The organism is Bacillus sp. ok061 (genome assembly GCF_900108285.1).
GTDB classification, from domain to species: Bacteria; Bacillota; Bacilli; order Bacillales; family Bacillaceae_G; genus Bacillus_A; species Bacillus_A thuringiensis_S.
This window is the reverse complement of record NZ_FNUW01000018.1, coordinates 47523-69230: the sequence shown is the minus strand read 5'-3', so window position 1 is coordinate 69230 and position 21708 is coordinate 47523. Positions and strand designations below refer to the sequence as shown.

Genomic DNA, 21708 nt, shown 5'->3' with positions numbered 1-21708 from the left:
TAAAAAGGAGGAGAAATGATGGGAATACATATTAGAAGAGCAATAAAGGATGATATACCAGGTATAGCAAAGGTGCATGTTGATAGTTGGAAAACAACGTATAAAGGGATATTTGCTGACGAAATTTTAGATAATATAGCATATGAGAAACGAGAAAAACAATGGGAGGATATTTTTCAAAAAGAAGATAATCATCAGTTTAGATTTGTAGCAGAGACGTTAAATGGAACGATAGTCGGATTCATTGATGGGGGAGTTGAAAGAAGTGGTTCATATAATTGTGATGGGGAATTATATGCAATCTATCTTTTACAACAGTATCAAGGATTGAAAATAGGCCAAAAGTTATTTCAAGCGTTACTATCAGAATGTGTAAAGAATGATATGCAATCTCTTTTAGTTTGGGTCGTTACGAATAATCCTTCAAAAAAGTTTTATGAAAAATTTAACCCTGAAAAAATTGATACGAAATTTTTAGAGAGAGTAAAGGTAGAAGAAACAGCGTATTGTTGGAGAGATTTGAAATTGTTACAAAAACAAACAGCTATATAGATTGATGAAAATAATAATATTATGTAAACATATCGTAGAGAAAGGTATACCTCATTTGGTGTACCTTTTTATTAATCCATCAAAAAATGGATTAATAAAAAATAGTAGGTAATTAGTTTGAAAACAAGAATTTTTCTAGTGTACTTTTAACTAGATTAAAGAAAAGAAAGAAAAAAAGAAAAATTTTATTTGATAAAAAAATTCTGAAATATACTCTTGAATTGAATATCATTATCAATTAGAATCGTAATTGATAACGACATTCAATTATCGTTTATTATATAAAATTTCGATAGCTTTAATATAAAGAGGAGGAACTAACAGTAAGTGAAAACATAAGTAAACGTGGATATGCGTAATGAAAAATATAAGCTCGATGACTGCATGGAGAGAAATGTTTCAACCATCACCATCGCACACAAAGATAGGTTTTTCCGTTTTGATTATGATTGGTTTGATGGATTTCTTCATAAGTTGGGAGTCAAAGTTATCATTGTTACTAATGAAAGGTTGTCTCCACAAGAAGAGTTTGCTTAGTATTTGATATCTGTTATTCACATATTTAGTTGTAGGATATACAGATTGAGGAAATACAAAAAGAGAATGTCGGAGGATGAAGATCTATGAAAAAAGCATATCTAATAGAGATTAAGCCGACAAATGAACAAATAATCAAGATCCATCAAACGATTGGAGTGTGCAGGTATGTTTACAATCTATATCTTTCGAAAAACAAAGAGATATATGAATCCGAGGGGAAATCTCTTAGTGGCTATGAATTTTCTAAATGGCTAAATAACATTCATACAAAAGAATGTGACCAGTGGATAAAAGAAGTATCAAGTAAAGCTGTAAAACAAGCGATTATGAACGGAGATAAAGCTTTTAAGCAATTTTTTAAAGGTTTATCTAAGTTTCCACGCTACAAGAAAAAGAAAAATGAAGATGTAAAATATTATTTTCCTAAAAACAACAAAACAGATTGGATAGTTGAAAGACATAGAGTAAAAATCCCTACGATTGGATGGATGAGATTAAAAGAGTATGGATATATTTCAAAAGATGCGGTTGTAAAAAGCGGAACGATAGCTAAAAGAGCAGGAAAATATTTTGTATCTGTGCTTTGTGAATTGGAAGAAACAAAAGCGAAGCCAACACTCCATTCAACAGGTGTAGGCATTGATTTAGGCGTGAAAGATTTCGCTGTACGTAGCGATGGGAAAATTCACAAAAATATAAACAAAACAGGAAAAGTAAAAAAGATAGAAAAGCGGTTAAAACGTGAACAACGCTCTTTATCACGTAAATTTGAAAATCTAAAAAAGAGAGGTGAACACTCTGTTACTAATAAAAGAGCGAATATAGATAAAAACATTCTTAGGGTGCAAAAACTACATGCCAAGCTAGCAAACATTCGATTAGCGTATGTAAAGTCTGTTGTAAATGGTGTGGTGAAAACCAAGCCAACGTTTATTACAGTAGAAGATTTGAATGTGAAAGGTATGATGAAGAATAAACATCTATCTAAAGCAGTTGCTAAGCAGTGCTTTTATACATTTAAAACATGGTTATTGACGAAATGTGAGGAATATGGAATTGAACTACGTCAAGTAGACAGGTTCTATCCATCTTCAAAGTTATGTTCATGTTGTGGTCAAAAGAAAGTAGACTTAAAGCTATCCAACCGAGTATATGAATGTGACTGTGGAAATGTAATGGATAGAGATTTGAACGCGTCAATCAACCTTTTACAAGCAAAAGAATATATAATACTAACGTAAATAGATTGTATATATGTACGGTGGGCTACATCGGAATTTACGCCTGTGGAGTGTTACAGCAAACTGTAGTAGCGAGTGATTGGCGAGACAGGACACGTAGAAGCAGGAATACTCTAAGAATGTACATTTATCTATATTTTTAGTAGCAGGACCAGTATGCAGCATGCGAAACAAATCGCAGAACATGCAACATTACAAAGCTTTTTAAACTGTTATTTAAGAGAAACAGGGAGTGGAGAATGGATTACAGAGGATGAAAGAATGAAGAGTATCTTCAGTAATACGTTGAATAGAGATACAGTCCCTACATATTTATGTTGTCGGCTATCGGCACAGAACGTTACTTTGTATGGAGAAGTTATATATAAATCATCAACAGATCGCCATTTGTTTGGAGAACAATTTTATTATCAAATTGGAGATAGTAATTCTGTTATTAAAGCAGATTACGTTACAGTTATTACATTTTTAATAAAAGAGATGTCTATCAACTACGGAGAAGGGACGAATCCTGCGGAACTCATGCTTCGAGTCATTCGTAGTTGTCAAAATATTGAGGAATTTACAAGAGAGAGAATAGAAGATACATCCGCATTATACGGTTTCCATACAACTTTTATAGAAGCGGAGCAGTCTTTATTATTTGGGCATTTAACTCATCCTACACCAAAGAGTAGACAAGGGATATTGGATTGGAAAAGTGCAATGTATTCTCCAGAATTAAAAGGAGAATGTCAGCTTCATTATTTTCGGGCACATAAAAGTATAGTAAATGAAAAATCATTATTATCAGATTCTACAACAACGATTATAAAAGAAGAATTAAGTAATGATGAGATGGTTAGTAAGGAATTTATAGCGAAGTACTGTAAGGAAGATCAATATGCATTAATTCCAATTCATCCGCTTCAGGCAGAATGGCTCTTGCATCAAGCTTACGTACAAGATTGGATAGTTCAAGAATTGCTTGAGTATATTGGTCCTGTAGGTAAGTATTATATGGCAACATCATCACTAAGGACGCTATATCATCCCGATTCGAAGTATATGCTTAAGTTTTCATTTCCGGTGAAAGTAACGAATTCAATGCGTATTAATAAACTGAAAGAACTTGAGAGTGGTCTTGAAGGGAAGGAAATGTTAAATACGGCTATTGGTGAAGTACGAGAAAGATTTCCAGGCTTTGATTTTATTTGTGATCCAGCCTATATTACATTAAATTATGGAACACAAGAATCTGGATTTGAAGTGATTATTCGCGAGAACCCTTTTTATAGTGAACATGCAAACGACGCAACATTAATTGCTGGGCTAGTTCAAGACGCTATACCTGGGGAGCGTACGCGGTTATCGAATATTATTCATCGCCTAGCAGATTTAGAAAGTAAAAGCTGTGAAGAAGTAAGCTTAGAGTGGTTTAGACGATATATGAATATTTCTTTAAAGCCAATGGTATGGATGTATTTACAGTATGGTGTTGCATTAGAAGCTCATCAGCAAAATAGCGTTGTTCAGCTAAAGGATGGTTATCCGGTCAAATATTATTTCCGTGATAATCAAGGGTTTTATTTCTGTAATTCAATGAAAGAGATGCTTAATAATGAATTAGCTGGTATTGGAGAACGTACTGGAAATTTATATGACGACTATATTGTGGATGAGAGATTTCGTTACTACTTAATTTTCAATCATATGTTTGGCCTTATTAATGGTTTTGGCACAGCAGGATTAATTAAGGAGGAAATTCTTCTCTCGGAATTAAGGTCTGTACTTGAATCATACCTTCCATATAACCGGGAACCTTCAACATTTTTAAGAGAATTGTTGGACGAAGATAAGTTAGCATGTAAAGCAAATTTACTAACGAGATTTTTCGATGTCGATGAGTTAAGTAATCCATTAGAGCAAGCAATTTATGTGCAAGTACATAATCCACTCGTTAGAGAAGTGGCTGTTCGTTCATAAATAGCGTTAAAATTTCACGTAATACAAATAATGGTATTTTGTCATAAGGTGGAGGGTTTTATGAGATTGGACATGTATCATACGAAAGTATTGAAGGCACTCGAATCAGAAGATTACATTTCAGTACGAAGAAGAGTGCTACGTCAATTAGTAGAATCGTTAATTTATGAGGGGATTATTACACCGGTTCGCATAGAAAAAGAAGAACAAATTCTTTTTATAATACAAGGACTTGATGAAGAAGACAAAAGTGTCACGTACAAATGCTATGGCAGGGAACGGATGACATTTGGACGTATTTCTTTAGACTCATTAATAGTAAGAGGCCAAGATGAACAGCAAGAAATACAATCTGTCTCGCAATTTCTAGAAGAAGTTTTTCGGGTTGCTAGTGTAGAACAAGCTAAATTAGATTCTTTTATGCACGAATTAGAACAAACAATATTTAAAGACACGATTGCACAATATGAAAGAAATAATAAGAAAGAATACACTCAAAAATCTTACGATGAGTTTGAAAGCCATTTAATAGACGGCCATCCATATCACCCTAGTTATAAAGCTCGTATTGGATTTCAATATCGTGACAATTTTCAATATGGATATGAATTTATGCAGCCAATAAAACTCATATGGATTGCAGCGCATAAAAAATACTCCAGTGTAGGGTATGAGAATGAAGTAATTTATGACGAAATTTTAATAGAGGAGATTGGTGAGCGTAAATTAGAAGAGTTTATGGAGCGAATTCGTAATCGGGGATGTAATCCAAAACAGTACGTGTTTATACCTGTTCATCCTTGGCAGTGGGAGAATTTCATCATTTCAAATTATGCGGATCATATACAGGGTAAATTTATTATTTATTTAGGAACATCAGAGGATGAGTATTGCGCGCAACAGTCAATGAGAACGGTAAGAAATATTACGAGTCCAAAGAAACCGTACGTTAAATTATCGATGAATTTACTCAACACTTCAACACTCCGTACGTTGAAACCGTATTCTGTTGTGAGTGCACCAGCAATATCAAATTGGTTAAGTGATGTTGTAAGTAATGACGCCTATTTAAGCGATGAAGCACGTTTAATCTTGTTAAAGGAGTTTTCCAGTGTAACGTATGACACGAATAAGAAAGCTATATATGGTTCATTAGGATGTATTTGGCGCGAAAGCGTTCACAAGTATTTAGATGCACAAGAGGACGCAATTCCTTTTAATGGTTTATACGCTAAAGAGAAAGATGGTACACCAATTATTGATGCATGGTTGAACAAATATGGAATGAAGGATTGGCTACAATTACTTATTCAAAAAGCGATAATACCAGTTATACATCTTGTTGTAGAGCATGGCATTGCACTGGAATCACATGGACAAAATATGATTCTAGTCCATAAAGAAGGAGTGCCTGTTCGTATTGCGTTAAAGGATTTTCATGAAGGGCTTGAGTTTTATCGTCCATACTTGAAAGAAGTTGACAAATGTCCCGACTTTACTAAAATGCATAAAACATATGCGAATGGAAAAATGAATGATTTCTTTGAAATGGATCGCATCGAATGTTTGCAAGAGATGGTGTTAGATGCACTTTTTCTGTTTAATTTAGGAGAATTAGCATTTGTACTTGCGGATGAATATGGATTGAAAGAAGAACATTTTTGGATGATGGTTGTTGAAGAAATTGAGAATCATTTAAGAATATATCCACATTTGAAAGATAGATTTGAAAATATTCAATTATATGCACCTACATTCTATGCTGAACAATTAACGAAACGTCGATTATATATGGATGTGGAATCGCTTGTTCATGAAGTTCCAAATCCATTGTATAGAGTAAGACAACTTATGAAACAAAAATCATTTGTTACAGGGGGAAATTATGCTAATCGTTAATAAACAAGAGTATAGCAAAAGTGATTTTGAATTGAGATTACAAGATTATGCGGAAATGGAACAATTTCAAGAAGCAGAAGGAAATAGATTTGCACTTTGTCTGAAAGATCCATTCGATATTATTACGCTTGTGTTTTTCTTAAAAGAAAAGAAATCATCAGTATTACTTATACATGAAGATACGCCAAAAGAAACAGCTATTGAAATGGCAAAGCGTGCAAATTGTGTAGGGATTTTATATGGAGAATATGGCGATTTTACAAAATTAGAAGTAGGGAACTTTTTACTAGAAGAGCCTTCTTTATTGCAATATAGTTCTGGAACTACAGGGGAACCGAAATTGATTCGTAGAGCATGGACAGAAGTTGATACGGAAATTAACGCTTATAATGAAGCTTTAAACTGTGAAGTAGATGAAGTGCCGATCGTTATGGCTCCTGTTTCACATTCATACGGACTAATATGTGGTACGTTATCTGCAATTACGCGAGGAAGCAAACCTATCATCATTACGAATAAAAACCCTAAATTCGCATTAAATATAGTTCGCAATACAGAAAAACATATCATTTATGCAGTACCGCTTATGTTACATATTATGGGGAGTTTCCCGCAAGGAACGTTTCAGTTTCATAAAATTATGACATCCGGAGCACCTTTACCAGAAGCATTATTTTATAAACTAAAAGAAATGACAACATATATGATGCAGCAATACGGTTGTTCTGAAGCAGGTTGTATTAGTATATGTCATGATATGAAAAGCCATTTAGATTTAGGTAATCCACTACCTCATGCGAGTATAAGTATAGGTTCAGATGAAAATATGCCCGAAGAAATCGTAGTGAAAATGAAAGATAAGGAAATTTTCACGAAAGATTTGGGGTATAAATCTGAGCATGGTCTTCATTTTATGGGGCGCATGGATGATGTGATTAACGTTTCAGGATTAAAAGTCTTTCCGATAGAGGTAGAAGAAACAATGCTTCGACTAGAAGGCGTTCAAGAGGCAATTGTATATCGGGGAAAACATCCTGTGATGGGCGAAGTTGTTAAAGCGAAAGTAATCTCTCATGTTGATCCAGTGCGAATAAGAGAATGGTGTATGCAGCATTTACCATCTTATAAAGTTCCGCATGAGATTGAAAGTGTAACTGAAATTCCGAAAAATAAAACTGGAAAAGTAAGTAGAAAATTACTAGAGATGGGAGAGGTTACAACATGAGACGTGAAACATTAAAAAATGAAGTGTTGAAAATTATGACAGAAAAAATGGAGCTAAAAAATGTAACGCATTTAGAAGAAACGATGCGTTTAAACCAAGATTTATATATAGATTCGGTAATGATGTTACAACTCATAGTCTACATAGAAATGGATGTAAAGCTATGCGTTCCAGAGGATGAGGTAGACCCAAAAGCATTTCTTACTGTAGGATCTTTGCTTGATTTTATGGAGGAGTTACAGCCGGTATAAGTAGTAAATGTGAATAATTAACCTTTAGGAAAGTGGATGAGAATATGACTTCAATTAAAGTTCACTGTTTAGTGAGTTGTTTTTGTGAAATTATAAAAAGGCGTAGCGACATTGATTTCCGTCCATTTTATTTTGGATTATGGGACGGAGATTTTGATATAACAGAAGGCGGCATTATCTCGTATCACTCCGAAAATATTAACCATGATAATTATTTATTATGGTATGAAAAATTGTACGGTATGAAAGTGAACGAATGGTATGATCATGCAAAAGGTAAAGATAGCAATGTAGAAACGTTTTTACAATTAGTAGAAAACAAGCCAGAAAATCGCTATGTCATTGTAATGGTTGATATGTCTCTATTGCCAGAGAGGGAAAATAAATTTCATCAAAAACCGTTTCCGCATTATTTAATGATATCGAAGACAGAGAAAGATGAAGAATGGTTCATGCTAGATCCTGATTTTCGCTGGGAAGGGAATATGGAAAGAGAAAAAGTGCTTCACTCTGTTCAAGATAACCCATTTGGTGGAGGGTATTTCATTGATGTAGAAGAAATTCAGGAGCCATCAGAAGAAATGGTAGCGAGTTATTTCATAGAAACTTTCAAAAGAAATGACAATGAACTGACTATGGAATTGAAAAATTTAATTATAAAAATGGCAAATGAAGAAGAAGGTTATTCGCTTTCTGGACTTGTAGCAGCAGTAAAACAAATACCAGTACTTGCAATTCGTAAATATAGTTATGAGCATGCCTTTGCATACTTCCGTGAAACGTTGCAATATTCAGAGCGAGAATTTGATTATTGGTGTGATCGGGTAGAGGATATCGTACAAGGATTTACAAATGTACAGTATCGTGCAATTAAAATGGCAATGACGAATAATAAAGGTATGCTAGTATCGATTATTGAAAAACTGGATGAAATGAATGCAATTGAACTGCAAATTAAGAAGGAATTAGAGAGACAGTTTCTATCATGGAAAGGTATGAAAACAAATCAGTCTGTCGTAACTCTTTAATAAGCTAACTGAATTTAAGATAGGGGAGTTTAATGCTATGAAATATTCGCTATGTACCATTTCATTTCGTCATCAATTAATTTCATTTACTGATATTGTTCAATTTGCATATGAAAACGGTTTTGAAGGAATTGAATTATGGGGGACGCATGCACAAAATTTGTACATGCAAGAACGTGAAACGACAGAACGAGAATTGAATTTTCTAAAGGATAAAAACTTAGAAATTACGATGATAAGTGATTACTTAGATATATCATTATCAGCAGATTTTGAAAAAACGATAGAGAAAAGTGAACAACTTGTAGTACTAGCTAATTGGTTTAATACGAATAAAATTCGCACGTTTGCTGGGCAAAAAGGGAGCGAGGACTTCTCGGAACAAGAGAGAAAAGAGTATGTGAAGCGAATACATAAGATTTGTGATGTGTTTGCTCAGCACAATATGTATGTGCTGTTAGAAACACATCCCAATACACTAACGGACACACTGCCTGCTACTATAGAACTATTAGAAGAAGTAAATCATCCGAATTTAAAAATAAATCTTGATTTTCTTCATATATGGGAGTCTGGCGCAGATCCAATAGACAGTTTCCATCGATTAAAGCCGTGGACATTACATTACCATTTTAAGAATATATCTTCAGCGAATTATTTGCATGTGTTTGAACCTAATAATGTATATGCTGCAGCAGGAAGTCGTATTGGTATGGTTCCGTTATTTGAAGGTATTGTAAATTATGATGAGATTATTCAGGAAGTGAGGGATACGAATCTTTTTGCTTCCTTAGAATGGTTTGGACATAACTCAAAAGAGATATTAAAAGAAGAAATAAAAGTATTAATAAATAGAAATTTAGAAGTAGTAACTTCGTAATGTGAAATGATGTGAGAGTCTCGTTTAGAGGCTCTTTTTTTATCGTGAAATAATAACCAAAAATTTCCATGTATTTTAATTTGAATTTTACACAATTTATATATAAATAAGGAGGTGATTGGTAATGGCTAGAAATCGTAATTCTAATCAATTAGCATCACATGGAGCACAAGCAGCTTTAGATCAAATGAAGTATGAAATTGCACAAGAGTTCGGTGTACAACTGGGAGCTGATACTTCTTCACGTGCAAACGGTTCTGTAGGCGGTGAAATCACAAAACGCCTAGTAGCGATGGCAGAACAACAGCTTGGTGGCGGATATACTCGCTAAATGTAGAAGGTTATAGGAGAAAGGAAGGATTCTTCCTTTCTTTTTTTTCAATTAATTGGTATGGATATATAGCGAACAGAATTCAAAGAATAGAAGTAATACTATATTTTACCCAATTTCTTTTGTTGTGAATGGGAAGTATTAAAGATGTAATAGCCCTGGTGGAATGAAAATTATGTTCCAGCAGGGCTATTATATGGTAAGAAATATATGATGAAAGGTTCCGAAATCAACATGTTAAAAAAAGAAAACTGTTGTTTAATTGCGCTTGCATCAGTTCCACTTGTCATGACATTAGGGAATTCAATGCTTATTCCAATCTTGCCGACAATTGAAAAGAAATTACATATTTCATCGTTTCAAGTATCCATGATTATTACAATTTACTCTATCGTAGCCATTTTACTTATACCGATTGCTGGTTATTTATCAGATAGATGGGGACGAAAGATGGTAATGGTTCCGAGTTTGCTGATTGCGGCTATAGGAGGAGCGATAACTGGTTGGGTATCTTGGAAAGTTGATAATCCCTACATTTGGATACTAATCGGTAGAGCGATTCAAGGTATTGGTGCTGCTGGTGCAATGCCGGTTGTTATACCGTGTGTTGGTGATTTATACAAAGATGAAAAACAAGTTAGTACAGGTTTGGGAATCATTGAGACATCCAATACATTTGGAAAAGTGCTGAGCCCTATTTTAGGATCTGCTCTTGCTGCCATTGTATGGTTCTTACCATTTTGGGCGATTCCAGTTTTATGTGTCGTATCAATTGTTTTATTGCTGGTATTAGTAAAGGCAAAAAAACAAGAAGGGGAAGTACCACCACTAAAAGAGTTTATTCAATCTATTATCTCTACGTTTCGAGAAAAGGGAAGATGGTTAATTGCCATTTTTGCATTAGGTGCAATTATTATGCTTATTTTATTCGGAATTCTCTTTTATTTGTCGACTATACTGGAATCAAAGTATGACATTCATGGTATATGGAAAGGGTGTGTGCTTGCTATCCCGTTACTTGTACTGTCACTTAGTTCATATATGGCCGGCAAAAAAATTGGAGATAATCAAAATGTTATGAAGAAGTGTATTTATATTGGTTTTTTAATGGCAGCTGCATCAGTCATCATTCCTTTATTTATAAAAGGGATTTATTTACTACTTCTTTGTCTTGTTATTATGGGGATAGGAATTGGTATGGCACTCCCATGTTTAGATGCCCTCATTACACAAGGAATTGAAAAGGAGCAAAGGGGAACGGTTACGTCATTTTATAGTTCAATGCGATTTATCGGTGTAGCAGCTGGACCACCTTTATATTCTTTTTTCATGAAAGGGGCGGACCATGAAGTGTTTTATTTGACAAGTATTTTTGCTGCCATTGGTGCTGTTATAGCAATCATTTGGATTAAACCAGCAAAAGATGAAAAGACGGTAAAACAGAAACCGGAACCTACTTCATAATTTATAAGAGAATTGCATGATGTTTTCAGTAACATGCAATTCTCTTACGTCCATTAAGAATAAATAACTTGTTTTAACATATAAAGCGCGACACCCCATATGATGAGACCAGAAAATTTATTTAATAATAAGATTGCCTTTCCGGTTGAGTCTAGTCTTTTTAGAAATTTCCCCGCTAAAGCTAAGCTTATAAACCAAATCCAAGAAACGATAATAGTTGCAAGTGTGAAAGCCCATTTTTCACTTCCTATGTATTGAATAGAATTTGTTCCAATTACACCGATTGTGTCTAAAATTGCATGTGGATTTAATAATGAAACTGATGCTGCGAAAAGGATTTGCTTTTTTAAGGGCATACTTTTTTCTTGTTTTATATCATTGGAAGGCTTACTTCTCCAAATAACAAAGCCCATGTATAGGAGAAAGAAAAATCCAATTATATATAACGAGTTAGTTAGCCAAGAAAAAGTAAGGAGTACAAGGGAGACACCTTGCACCGCAACCAATATGAGTAACGTATCACATATAGAGGCAGTTAATACTACAGGGGCGGCCCTCCAAATGTTTGGTTGGCTCGCACCTTGGTTAAAGACAAAAACATTTTGTACACCTAATGGAATGATAAGTCCAAATGCAAGAATGATACCATGAACAATTGCTTCACTCATTATATTACCTCCTATTTTAATTCATTATGATAGTGTATATTGTATAGAAGAAATGAAAATTTGTATCCATCCATATGGTTGGGGAGGTTACCAACCAAAAAGAATATAAGGTGATATGATGGAAAGATTCGTTTGGAAACCGAATATGTCTCTAGCGACTCCGCTGTATAAACAAATAGAAACGTATATAAAAGAAAGGATCGTTAATGGAGAATGGACCGTTGGAACGAAATTACCTTCACAAAGAGATTTGGCACATACATTTGGTGTGAATCGAAGCACAATTGTAATGGCTTTCGATGAACTAGTTGCAAAGGGATACATTGAAGGGAATGGCAGGAAAGGAACAATTGTTGTAAATAATAATGAGAATGCTTCAACTTACGCACCCCCGCCTAATTGGCAGTCTTATGTAGAAACAGGACTTCATTATCCGAATCTCCCAGCTATTCAAGAGATTAATCAAGCTGAATTTTATCCACATGTAATTCGGTTAGGAACAGGTGAGCTCGCGCCGAGTCTCTTACCTGAGAAAAAGATGAAAGAAATTATGAATAAGCTTTTAAAGTCAAATGTGACGCTTGGGTATGAAGAGCCGAAAGGAAATCTTTATTTAAGGGAAAAGATTTCCGAATACTTAAAGGGGCATGGTGTATATGTATCTCCTGACTCTATATTAATTGTTTCGGGAGCAATTCAAGCGCTGCAACTTATTTCTATGGGGCTTCTTTCGAAAGGGGCATCAATCTTATTAGAGAAACCATCCTATTTATATTCACTTAATGTTTTTCAATCAGTAGGAATACGTTTAATTGGAATCCCAATGGATGAGAGTGGCTTACATCCATCATATATTGAGAAATATAAGAAGCAATTTAATGCCTCTATTTTATATACAATTCCGTCTTTTCATAATCCGACGAATTTTAGTATGGATACTAAGAGGCGAAAAGAAATAATGGAAGTATGTAATGAAATTGGATTACCTATTATAGAGGACGCAGTGTATCAAGACTTATGGTTTGATGCACCTTGTTCAAAACCTTTAAAAGCCTATGATAAAAATGGAATCGTATTACATATTGGAAGCATGTCCAAAGTAATTAGTCCAGGTTTAAGAATTGGATGGATTGTTGGACCTGAGCCAGTAATTCAAAGATTGTCAGACATAAAAATGCAAACAGATTATGGTTCAAGCTCTATATCCCAGCAAATTGCAGCAGAGTGGTTTACAAATGGTCTATATGATGAGCATTTGCGATTTGTAAGAAGTGAATTGAAAAAACGAAGAGATTTTATGTTACTAATGTTAGATAAATATCTTCGTGAAATAGCAACTTGGCATGAACCAACAGGTGGGTTTTATATATGGGTATATATAAAAGTACCCATTTCACATCGTAGTTTATTTGATAAAGCTCTGCAAGAAAAGGTTTTATTAAACCCAGGTACTTTGTATGATAGAAGTGCAAATCAATTTTTGCGCCTATCATATTCATATGCAACGTTAGAAGAAATTGAAATAGGTATAAAAAAACTTGCACAACTAATGAAAAAGTAAGAGGAGAAAGTCATGAAACAATATGTAATTTGCCAAATGATTGGTGGACATAAATACTTAGCTGCTTATGCGGAGACGAAGCAAGAGGCGATTGAAAAAGCAGAACTGTTAGGATTAAGAACGGGAAATCGTTACATAGTTATTACTGCAGAAGAAGCCGAAGGGTTAACGTATCCTTAAACAATGTACGAGATTATATAGGAAGTAAATAAGCCTAGTAATATAAGAAATTACTAGGCTTATTTACTATTAAGTTGTTAAACGTTCTCGTATTTATATGCAAAGTAATAATATTATGAGTCAAGTTGACGGAAAAATCGATTTGTCTTTCGGTCTTGATTCCCTTTTCTATATTCATCAATATATTGCCTAAAGTTCCAAGCTTGTAAAAATTTATTAGCAGAGTTATAACCAGAATTGTAAAGCCATTCTTTTTCTTCCCTTGTCAGTTCAAAATTAGTACTTGTAATCGTTCCTGTTGGAATTGTAATGGTTCTTGCTTTTGATTCATTATCTAAATGACGTAAATCATGAGCTTGCATCATTGTTTTAAAGAGTCCTTTGAACATGGAAATAGGGTCGTTATAGTGAGCAGGGTCAGCTTGAATCTCATCTTTTACAAAATGAAATCCGAAAGTCGGCCAGCGAGGAGTGATAGGTGAATCGAAGATCCAAATTGGATAATTACTTAGAATTCCTCCATCAACCATATAACAAGGCTGCTTCCATTTTGGAGTTCTCCATTTTACGGGTTCAAAGAAGAAGGGGATTGTACTACTCATTCTTACCGCTTTAGCGATAGAGAAGCGATAATTTAAAAATCCGTAGTTTGGTAAGTCGTCAGGAAAGACAACCATTTTACCATTGCTGATATCAGAGGCGATGATTTTGAGTTTGTTTAGATCTGGTAAATCAGTAAATAAATGAACACCTTTTTTTCGAAGTAATTCTTCAATCCATTCTTCTATAAATACATTAGAGTATATACCTAGAGTAGTCCATGCACTTAGTCCCTTACCGATAAAAGGAATTCTATCAATAAAAGTTCTTTTCATAAATTTATTATAATCAATATCAGTTATAATCGTTTTTAACTCTGAACAAGAATATCCCGCCGCTAGGAGCGCTGCAATAATCGAACCAGCCGATGTACCAGCTACACGTTCCCATTCATAACCTTTTTCGGCTAACGCGCAAATTGCCCCAACATGCGCAATACCGCGCACACCGCCTCCTTCAAAAACACCATCAATTTTCATTAAACATACTTCCTTTCGAATAAAAGATTTGGAAATGGAAAAAAAGCACGTATTGTACGTGCTTTTTTACAATAGTTTTTAAGTTTACTAGCAGCCTACAAAGCCGCCCCAACAGCTAGCTCCGATGATAATTAGAAGGATAAATAAAACGATTAATAAAGCGAAACCTCCATAACCACATCCACCACAACTACCGCCGTAACCATAACCGCCGCAACTATATCCGTAACCCATGTGGAATTCCTCCTTAAATTAAAAATAAAAATGAACGAGGGAAAATGTACTGGAAGAAATAATGAACTATCGTGTTTGTAGGAACAATGTATAGTATGCTTTTTTAAACTTGTTCGCGTACGAAGGATAAGCCCGTTTTTTGGAGGCTTGTTGATTTTGTAAAGAATGAAGTATAATCTTTGTACTATGATATAAATAAGTATGTAAATGTAAGGAGAATTTATGAATAAAAAAATTGAAGTATTAATTGATAAATATGAACTAACACACTTGAAAGAGGAACTTATTAATACTATATTTCCTTGTATAAAAGTTGTGCCAAAGCAGCAGGAAACTGTTGCGATAGGTAGTTCGAAAATGGGGGGATTTCCTGATTTACCAGCTTCATTTGAATATCCAAAGCATAAAGGAAATCCACTACAATTTATCGCACAATTTAACTTAAGTGATTTACAAAATGTTGGTATGGATCACAATCTTCCTAAAACGGGGATGCTGTATTTCTTTTGCATTGAAAATTATTTTGAAGAAAATGTGAACCTAACAGAAGCTGGGCATGTACTTTATTATGATATTCCTGTAGAGCAATTACGAAGAGAAAATGAAATACAAGCGAAATATAACCAGTGTGCAATTACTTTTGAACTGACATACAAATTACCAGAACTTTTCATTGAAGATGAGGCTGATTCAGATCGTTTCTTGCAATTACTTGAAGAGCTAATTCCGGATAACTACGATAACCATCAAATGTTTGGTGAGCCATTCTCTGTACAAGAAGAAGTGTTATATGAGACAGGAGAATATATGGGAGTAGACCCGCAGCAAATGACCCTTTTATTCCAAATTGATTCAGATCATAAAAATTGTAATATGGTTTGGGGAGAACTAGGAATGCTATATTTCTGCATTAGTAATGAAGATTTGAAAAATCGACGTTTTGAAAATACATGCTGCGTATTACAAACTTGCTAATGAAAAAAGGTTGTTCTTTTAAAAAGAACAACCTTTTTATGTGAATTAGTTAATATGCATAATCTCATATGACCTATACGAAAAAGTATTGTATACTCTGAAACTATACGATACTTTTTCGTATAGTTATAGAATATAAGGAGTGACAAGATGGGAAAGACAAGTAAGTATGTGACAGCTGCCGCACTTTGTTCAACTATAGTAATGGGAGGCTTACAAGCGTCATCTGTATCTTATGCAGCTACAAATCCGACTACAGTGACAGCACAATCAGATGTAAAGTTATTAGATGATTTTAGAAAAGAATTAAAAAAACAGATTGATAATCGAGAAGAAAATATTACGATCACATATAAAACAAAAGATAGAAATGCTAGAAATATTATGGATCAATTGTATGGTGAGTTTAATAAAATTGTAGATGCTGATGAGTATGTAAAATATAATGTAGCGTCTACTAGATATTCTATTAAAGGAATGCCAGGGGACTATACGTTTACACTGCAAGTAAAATACCGTGAATCAAAAGAACAAACTCAATATGTAAAAGCTCAGGCGAAAGCAATTGTTGGATCAATTGTAAAACCAGGGATGGATGAGCATGAGAAAGTAAAAGCTATTCACGATTACGTTGTTAAGCATGTGTCTTATGATACGTCTTATCAAGCGTATACGGCATATGAAGCATTAGCGAATCGTTCTGCCGTTTGCCAAGGATATACATTATTAACGTATGAGTTGTTAAAAGAGGCAGGTATTCAAAATCATATTGTAACAGGCACAGGAAACGGACAAGCTCACGCGTGGAATTTAGTGAACATTGAAAACAAATGGTATCACCTAGATACTACATTTGATGATCCAGTACCAGATAAAGCAGGGCGTGTAACTTACTCATATTTTAACATGTCTGACGAACAGTTAAGTAAAGATCACGACTGGGATCGTAGTAAATATCCAGCAGCAACTACAAGTTATTTTGGTGAATTAACAAATAAAATAAAAGCTGGTAGCTCAAAAACTGTCGTATATGAGCAAATGTTAAAAGAAACAAATTTACAATACTTATCTGCAGAATACGGAGCAGAAAATTATAATGAATTTAAGAAAAAGTTACAGCAACAGTTTGCAGCCAAACCAGAAAAAGTAGAAGTACGATATAAGCAGTCCATGGATGGAACGATGCAAGATATAAAGAAAGTATTAAATGAAATAAATTGGCCAAAAGGTGCAAAGCGTGTGTCTTATCAAGTAGCACCATATAGTGCAATGGCCGGTTATTCATTAACGACAATTACATTTACGTATTAAGTAATGAGAAAGAGCATCTGTAAAAGATGCTCTTTTTATATTTGTTGATTATTTTAAAAAATTGGGAATTATGTGATAAAATAAAAAGGAGAAGATGTGAATGCTGAATGAATTTGTTCGAAAGTAATATATTTACATTGATATATACTTGTTTAGTAATCGGACGTATCGTTTTGTTTTTCATATCATTTACTTTGTTTATTAGAAGAGTATTACAAAGCAGCGCTGCAAAGAAACACTATGTAATTAATATGAACCAGAAGCTAGATCGAATTATTGAGTTGCTTGAAAAAGATAAGAAATAGCGATAGAAGAAGTATGAAAAGGGGAAAGAGAATGGCCAATTATATAAAAGAATTACGTGAAAAAGTAGGGCATGATTATGTTTTCTTAAATTTTGCCGGTGGTTGTGTATTTAATAAAGAGGGAGAAGTATTATTGCAAAAAAGAGGAGACTTTAACGCTTGGGGATTTCCAGGTGGCGCAATGGAGATAGGAGAATCGGCTGCGGAAACTGCGATTCGAGAAATAAAAGAAGAAACCGGGTATGATGTAGAAATAAATGAGCTTATTGGAGTGTATACAAAATATTTTCAATCATATCCAAATGGAGATAAGGCACAGTCAATTGTGATGTGTTTTTCATGCTCAATAGTTGGAGGCGACAAAAAAGTAGATGGTGATGAAACGTTAGATTTGAAGTTTTTCCCGTTAGACGACATGCCACCGTTATTTTGTAAACAACATGAAGATTGCTTGCAAGATTTATTGGAGAAAAGAGTAGGGGTATATCGCTAACATATAAAAAAGAAGCTAAAAGATTAGCTTCTTTTTTATGTTCTATTTCCACCAATCATCAAACATTGACGCTGGTACTTGTCTTTTATGCTCACTTACTGTGTAACGTTTTTCAATTTTCTCTGCAACGTCAGCTGGAACTGCTTTACCTTCTAAATAATCATCTAATTGATCATAAGTAATACCTAACTCTGTTTCATCAGCTTGACCTGGTTTTTCATCTAATAAATCAGCTGTTGGCATTTTTAAGTACAGTCGCTCGTCTGCACCTAACTCTTGTAATAATGCACGTCCTTGGCGCTTCGTTAATCCAGTTAATGGTAATAAATCTGCACCACCATCTCCGAATTTTGTAAAGAACCCTGTTACAGCTTCTGCAGCGTGATCTGTTCCGATAACAAGTAGCCCTTTTTGTCCACCAATTGCATATTGTGTAACCATACGGATACGAGCTTTTACGTTACCTTTATTGAAATCGGTTAATGATTCACCTAATAAGTTCTCGTATTGATTTGAAAAAGCATCAACGGTTGAAGCGATATCAAATGCAGTTGATTGATCAGCTTGAATAAATTGTAACGCTAATTGTGCGTCATCTTCATCCTTTTGTACTTTGTAAGGAAGACGTACAGCGATAAACGTTGCGTTACCACCTTCGTTACGAATTTCTTCAACTGCAAGCTGTGCTAAGCGTCCTGCTAATGTAGAGTCTTGGCCGCCACTAATCCCAAGTACAAATCCTTTTGCACCTGTTTTTTTTACATAATCTTTTAAGAAATCAACTCGTTTACGAATTTCAACTTTCGGATCAATTACAGGCTGAACATGTAATGCTTTCATAATCTGTTCTTGTAATGTCATTATATTTTCCTCCTATTCATATTAAAGCGGTAAAAAAATTTATGTATTATATTGGTACATACTTCTATCCTTTATTATTTCGCAAAACTAACGAATATACAATAGGATGTGTGTATGAATATGAATGTAGTCATTATAAATAAAGTACTACGTATAATCAATTTTTTTAAACCTTTCAAAACTGTAAGGTTTTTGTCATTTGAATCGATGGAAGGTATTTCCGCACTTTACTAATATAAAAACATAGTTAGTAGAAAGAAGGGCGGAGAAGTAATATGAACATTAGAGAACTCGCATATCGGAATGTAACGCGAAATAGACGGACATACTCAGCCTATTTTTTAAGTAGTGCATTTGCAATTATGGCCTTTTTTGTGTATTCATTTTTTGCGTTTCATCCAGCATTAAGTGCAGGAGAATTAGGTCAGTACGTATTCGTAAGTATGTCTTTTGCACAGTCTATTATTTACTTATTTACATTCTTCTTTATTTTATATTCGATGGGAATGTTTTTAAAAACGAGAAAGCGTGAGCTAGGAATTTTAATGATGCTAGGTATGACGAAATATCAATTAAAGCGTCTTATCTTTTTTGAAAATATTATGATTGGAATAGGGGCAATTATTTTTGGTATTCTTTCAGGTATGTTATTTTCAGGGGTATTACTATTTGTTGCCCCGATGATATTAAAACTAGATATCTCCTTATCCTATTACATACCGATGAAAGCAATTGTTGTAACGAGTATTATGTTTTTTATATTATTTATGATCATATCATTGTTTAGTGCAGGAATGATCCGTAAAAATAAAATTATGAAGTTGTTTAGAGGATCAGCAGAGGCAAAACCGGAACCGAAAGCATCAATCATTTCTTCAATATTAGCAGTAGTATTGCTTAGTGTTGGCTATATAGGAGCTCTTCTATCGCATGGCGCAATGGTATTTATTATGATGATTCCTGTTACAACGGTAGTTACTATTGGGACGTATTTGTTGTACAAGCAGCTGAGTGTCTTTATTATTCGATTATGTAAAAAAAGTAAACGTTTCTATTGGACACAGACTAATATTATTACGTTATCAGATTTAGCGTATCGCATGAGAGATAACGCAAGAATGTTCTTTATTGTAACCATTATTTCTACTGTAGCATTTTCAGCAATAGGGACATTAGTTGGCTTCGCATCCATGACGAAAGGGATAATGGAGAGACCAATTGCGTTTCATTACCATTCTAAGCAAGGGAATAGTAACGAATCACAACATATACAAATGATTGACAAAGGATTAAAGAAACATAATATAGCAGCTTCAAAAACTAATATTTCGACAAAGAAAACGGAGGAACAGTCGTTAAGAAGCGCCACTTTTATAAAAGAATCAGACTATAAGGAATATGCAAAGTTAACAGGAGAACCATTTAATACTGTAGCAAATAAAGAGGTTGTATTTTTGTCAGCTAATATACCAGGGCCAGCGATGAAAGAAAGAAAAGAAATTACTTTACCCAATATGAATGAAAATTTAAAGGTGAAAAAAGTTACTTCATCTTCATTGGGGAAAATATTAAGAGGAAATGTTTATGTAATCTCTAATAATCAATATGATTCATTACAAGATGGATTTATAGAGACAAAAGATTATATGTATAAAACTGAAAGAACGAAAGATGAGATTGAAATTGGTAAAGAGCTTACGCATCAAATTAAACCGTATCAAGAACACTCAACGTTTAGTGCGGAAGAGTACGAGCAAAACCAAAGTTTACAAATTGCAGGACCGATTTTATTTGTAGGTTTCTTTATTGGTATAGTATTTTTCGTTTGCGCAGGAAGTTTCCTTTACTTCCGTTTATTCTCCGATTTGGAGGATGATGTTCGCTTGTTCGAAATGATTCGAAAAGTTGGATTGACGAGTGGGGAATTATCGAAGGTAGTTACAATTCGATTGGCGCTTTTATTCTTCGTTCCAATTGGTGTTGCAACATTACATGGGGCAGTAGCCCTAACGGCGTTAGGGCAAATGTTTGAGTACTCATTGTTTAAAGAAAATACAGTTGTATTAAGTATTTTCATAGGTATCCAAGTTGTATACTTCTTACTTATAAGATCTCGTTATGTAAAACAATTGAAAGAGAGATTACGTATGCATTAAATGTGTTTTTTTAACTCGAGTACAAAATTTTCTAAAAAGAGGCAAGTATTGTCAAAAAGTGATAAAATGGAAAAAGCGAGGTGGAAAAATTAATAGAGAGTAAGGGGGGAGAAATATGAAAGCAACAGGAGTTATTCGAAAAGTAGACGAATTAGGACGAATTGTTATCCCGAAAGAATTACGCGATGTATTGGGAATACAAATCAAATCACCGCTTGAAATTTTTGTAGAAGCAGATAAAATCATTTTACAAAAATATCAACCTTACAATGCTTGCCAAATCACAGGTGATGTTTCAGAACAGAACATATCATTAGCAAATGGAAATATTACTGTTGGGATAGAGGGAGCGGAATATTTAGTAAAAGAAATAGAAAAGTTTTTAAACAAGAGTGAGGTTTAGTCTTAATTTATATTATTTTTCAAATTACATATCATTCTTTTAAAAGACTGTAAGAGGACCATTAATTGGTCCTCTTATTTTGGTTATTAGTTGAACGACACGGGCT

Annotated in this window: 22 protein-coding genes; 18 read left to right on the top strand and 4 right to left on the bottom strand. The window is 34.1% G+C overall.

The genetic code is table 11. The features are described from left to right. Positions 1–18: 18 nt before the first annotated feature. The 10 genes from C4S65_RS21765 (at position 19) to C4S65_RS21710 (ending at position 11376) form a co-directional block, all read left to right on the top strand. Positions 19–552: a GNAT family N-acetyltransferase gene (locus C4S65_RS21765; RefSeq protein ID WP_000511202.1), complete on the top strand. Its 534-nt coding sequence runs from the start codon at positions 19–21 to the stop codon at positions 550–552. A gap of 623 nt (positions 553–1175) precedes the next feature. Then, the gene (locus C4S65_RS21755; protein WP_061667453.1) at positions 1176–2333 is read left to right on the top strand and encodes an RNA-guided endonuclease TnpB family protein; all 1158 of its coding nucleotides are present in this window, start codon (positions 1176–1178) and stop codon (positions 2331–2333) included. A gap of 156 nt (positions 2334–2489) precedes the next feature. Beyond that, the gene (locus C4S65_RS21745) at positions 2490–4298 is read left to right on the top strand and encodes an IucA/IucC family protein (protein WP_061667454.1); all 1809 of its coding nucleotides are present in this window, start codon (positions 2490–2492) and stop codon (positions 4296–4298) included. Positions 4299–4358: 60 nt separating this feature from the next. Beyond that, positions 4359–6197: an IucA/IucC family protein gene (locus tag C4S65_RS21740; RefSeq protein WP_141528654.1), complete on the top strand. Its 1839-nt coding sequence runs from the start codon at positions 4359–4361 to the stop codon at positions 6195–6197. Beyond that, positions 6184–7422 (top strand): AMP-binding protein, encoded by a 1239-nt coding sequence (locus tag C4S65_RS21735; protein WP_000909563.1) that lies wholly within the window; start codon positions 6184–6186, stop codon positions 7420–7422. Before C4S65_RS21740 ends, C4S65_RS21735 begins: the two co-directional genes overlap by 14 nt. Next, positions 7419–7673: a petrobactin biosynthesis protein AsbD gene (gene asbD, locus C4S65_RS21730; protein ID WP_001250756.1), complete on the top strand. Its 255-nt coding sequence runs from the start codon at positions 7419–7421 to the stop codon at positions 7671–7673. The genes C4S65_RS21735 and asbD overlap by 4 nt, the downstream gene beginning before the upstream one ends. A gap of 44 nt (positions 7674–7717) precedes the next feature. Beyond that, entirely contained in the window at positions 7718–8701 is a 984-nt protein-coding gene (asbE, locus tag C4S65_RS21725; protein ID WP_141529813.1) for a petrobactin biosynthesis protein AsbE, read from the top strand. A gap of 37 nt (positions 8702–8738) precedes the next feature. Beyond that, the gene (locus C4S65_RS21720) at positions 8739–9581 is read left to right on the top strand and encodes a sugar phosphate isomerase/epimerase family protein (RefSeq protein ID WP_000877679.1); all 843 of its coding nucleotides are present in this window, start codon (positions 8739–8741) and stop codon (positions 9579–9581) included. 124 nt (positions 9582–9705) lie between these two features. Continuing rightward, the gene (locus tag C4S65_RS21715; RefSeq protein ID WP_000113545.1) at positions 9706–9912 is read left to right on the top strand and encodes an alpha/beta-type small acid-soluble spore protein; all 207 of its coding nucleotides are present in this window, start codon (positions 9706–9708) and stop codon (positions 9910–9912) included. Between the two features lie 234 nt (positions 9913–10146). After that, positions 10147–11376: an MFS transporter gene (locus C4S65_RS21710; RefSeq protein WP_042973252.1), complete on the top strand. Its 1230-nt coding sequence runs from the start codon at positions 10147–10149 to the stop codon at positions 11374–11376. A 53-nt stretch (positions 11377–11429) separates the two neighbouring features. Here the strand turns inward: C4S65_RS21710 and C4S65_RS21705 are convergent, their stop codons facing one another. Further along, positions 11430–12044, bottom strand: coding sequence for a LysE/ArgO family amino acid transporter (locus tag C4S65_RS21705; protein ID WP_001287338.1), 615 nt, complete (start codon positions 12042–12044; stop codon positions 11430–11432). 118 nt (positions 12045–12162) lie between these two features. On the opposite strand from C4S65_RS21705, the gene C4S65_RS21700 reads away from it, so the two are divergent. Together C4S65_RS21700 and C4S65_RS21695 are read left to right on the top strand one after the other, a co-directional pair. Beyond that, positions 12163–13605 (top strand): PLP-dependent aminotransferase family protein, encoded by a 1443-nt coding sequence (locus tag C4S65_RS21700; RefSeq protein ID WP_086790645.1) that lies wholly within the window; start codon positions 12163–12165, stop codon positions 13603–13605. Positions 13606–13617: 12 nt separating this feature from the next. After that, on the top strand, positions 13618–13785 hold the full coding sequence (locus C4S65_RS21695; protein WP_000816388.1) for a DUF3933 family protein: 168 nt from the start codon (positions 13618–13620) through the stop codon (positions 13783–13785). Between the two features lie 113 nt (positions 13786–13898). Here C4S65_RS21695 and C4S65_RS21690 read toward each other — a convergent pair whose 3' ends face one another. Both C4S65_RS21690 and C4S65_RS21685 read right to left on the bottom strand, forming a co-directional pair. Continuing rightward, on the bottom strand, positions 13899–14864 hold the full coding sequence (locus C4S65_RS21690) for a patatin-like phospholipase family protein (protein WP_061667459.1): 966 nt from the start codon (positions 14862–14864) through the stop codon (positions 13899–13901). An 87-nt stretch (positions 14865–14951) separates the two neighbouring features. Then, positions 14952–15098, bottom strand: a complete 147-nt coding sequence (locus C4S65_RS21685; RefSeq protein ID WP_000540425.1) for a YjcZ family sporulation protein — start codon at positions 15096–15098, stop codon at positions 14952–14954. Positions 15099–15320: 222 nt separating this feature from the next. Here C4S65_RS21685 and C4S65_RS21680 point away from each other — a divergent pair, with 222 nt between their 5' ends. The 4 genes from C4S65_RS21680 (at position 15321) to C4S65_RS21665 (ending at position 18182) form a co-directional block, all read left to right on the top strand. Next, positions 15321–16073: a YwqG family protein gene (locus C4S65_RS21680; protein ID WP_001034831.1), complete on the top strand. Its 753-nt coding sequence runs from the start codon at positions 15321–15323 to the stop codon at positions 16071–16073. Positions 16074–16223: 150 nt separating this feature from the next. Next, positions 16224–17384, top strand: coding sequence for a transglutaminase domain-containing protein (locus C4S65_RS21675; protein ID WP_103945422.1), 1161 nt, complete (start codon positions 16224–16226; stop codon positions 17382–17384). A gap of 107 nt (positions 17385–17491) precedes the next feature. Then, on the top strand, positions 17492–17689 hold the full coding sequence (locus tag C4S65_RS21670; RefSeq protein WP_001048108.1) for a DUF4083 domain-containing protein: 198 nt from the start codon (positions 17492–17494) through the stop codon (positions 17687–17689). A gap of 31 nt (positions 17690–17720) precedes the next feature. Further along, positions 17721–18182: an NUDIX hydrolase gene (locus C4S65_RS21665; RefSeq protein WP_000024996.1), complete on the top strand. Its 462-nt coding sequence runs from the start codon at positions 17721–17723 to the stop codon at positions 18180–18182. A 42-nt stretch (positions 18183–18224) separates the two neighbouring features. On the opposite strand, the gene nadE is transcribed toward C4S65_RS21665, so the two are convergent. Then, positions 18225–19043, bottom strand: a complete 819-nt coding sequence (gene nadE / locus C4S65_RS21660) for an ammonia-dependent NAD(+) synthetase (RefSeq protein WP_000174897.1) — start codon at positions 19041–19043, stop codon at positions 18225–18227. Between the two features lie 275 nt (positions 19044–19318). On the opposite strand from nadE, the gene C4S65_RS21655 reads away from it, so the two are divergent. Both C4S65_RS21655 and C4S65_RS21650 read left to right on the top strand, forming a co-directional pair. Further along, positions 19319–21199 carry an ABC transporter permease gene (locus C4S65_RS21655; RefSeq protein WP_001026003.1) on the top strand — a complete coding sequence of 627 codons (1881 nt, stop codon included), beginning with the start codon at positions 19319–19321 and terminating at the stop codon, positions 21197–21199. 115 nt (positions 21200–21314) lie between these two features. Further along, on the top strand, positions 21315–21602 hold the full coding sequence (locus tag C4S65_RS21650; RefSeq protein WP_000648324.1) for an AbrB/MazE/SpoVT family DNA-binding domain-containing protein: 288 nt from the start codon (positions 21315–21317) through the stop codon (positions 21600–21602). Positions 21603–21708: the final 106 nt, after the last annotated feature.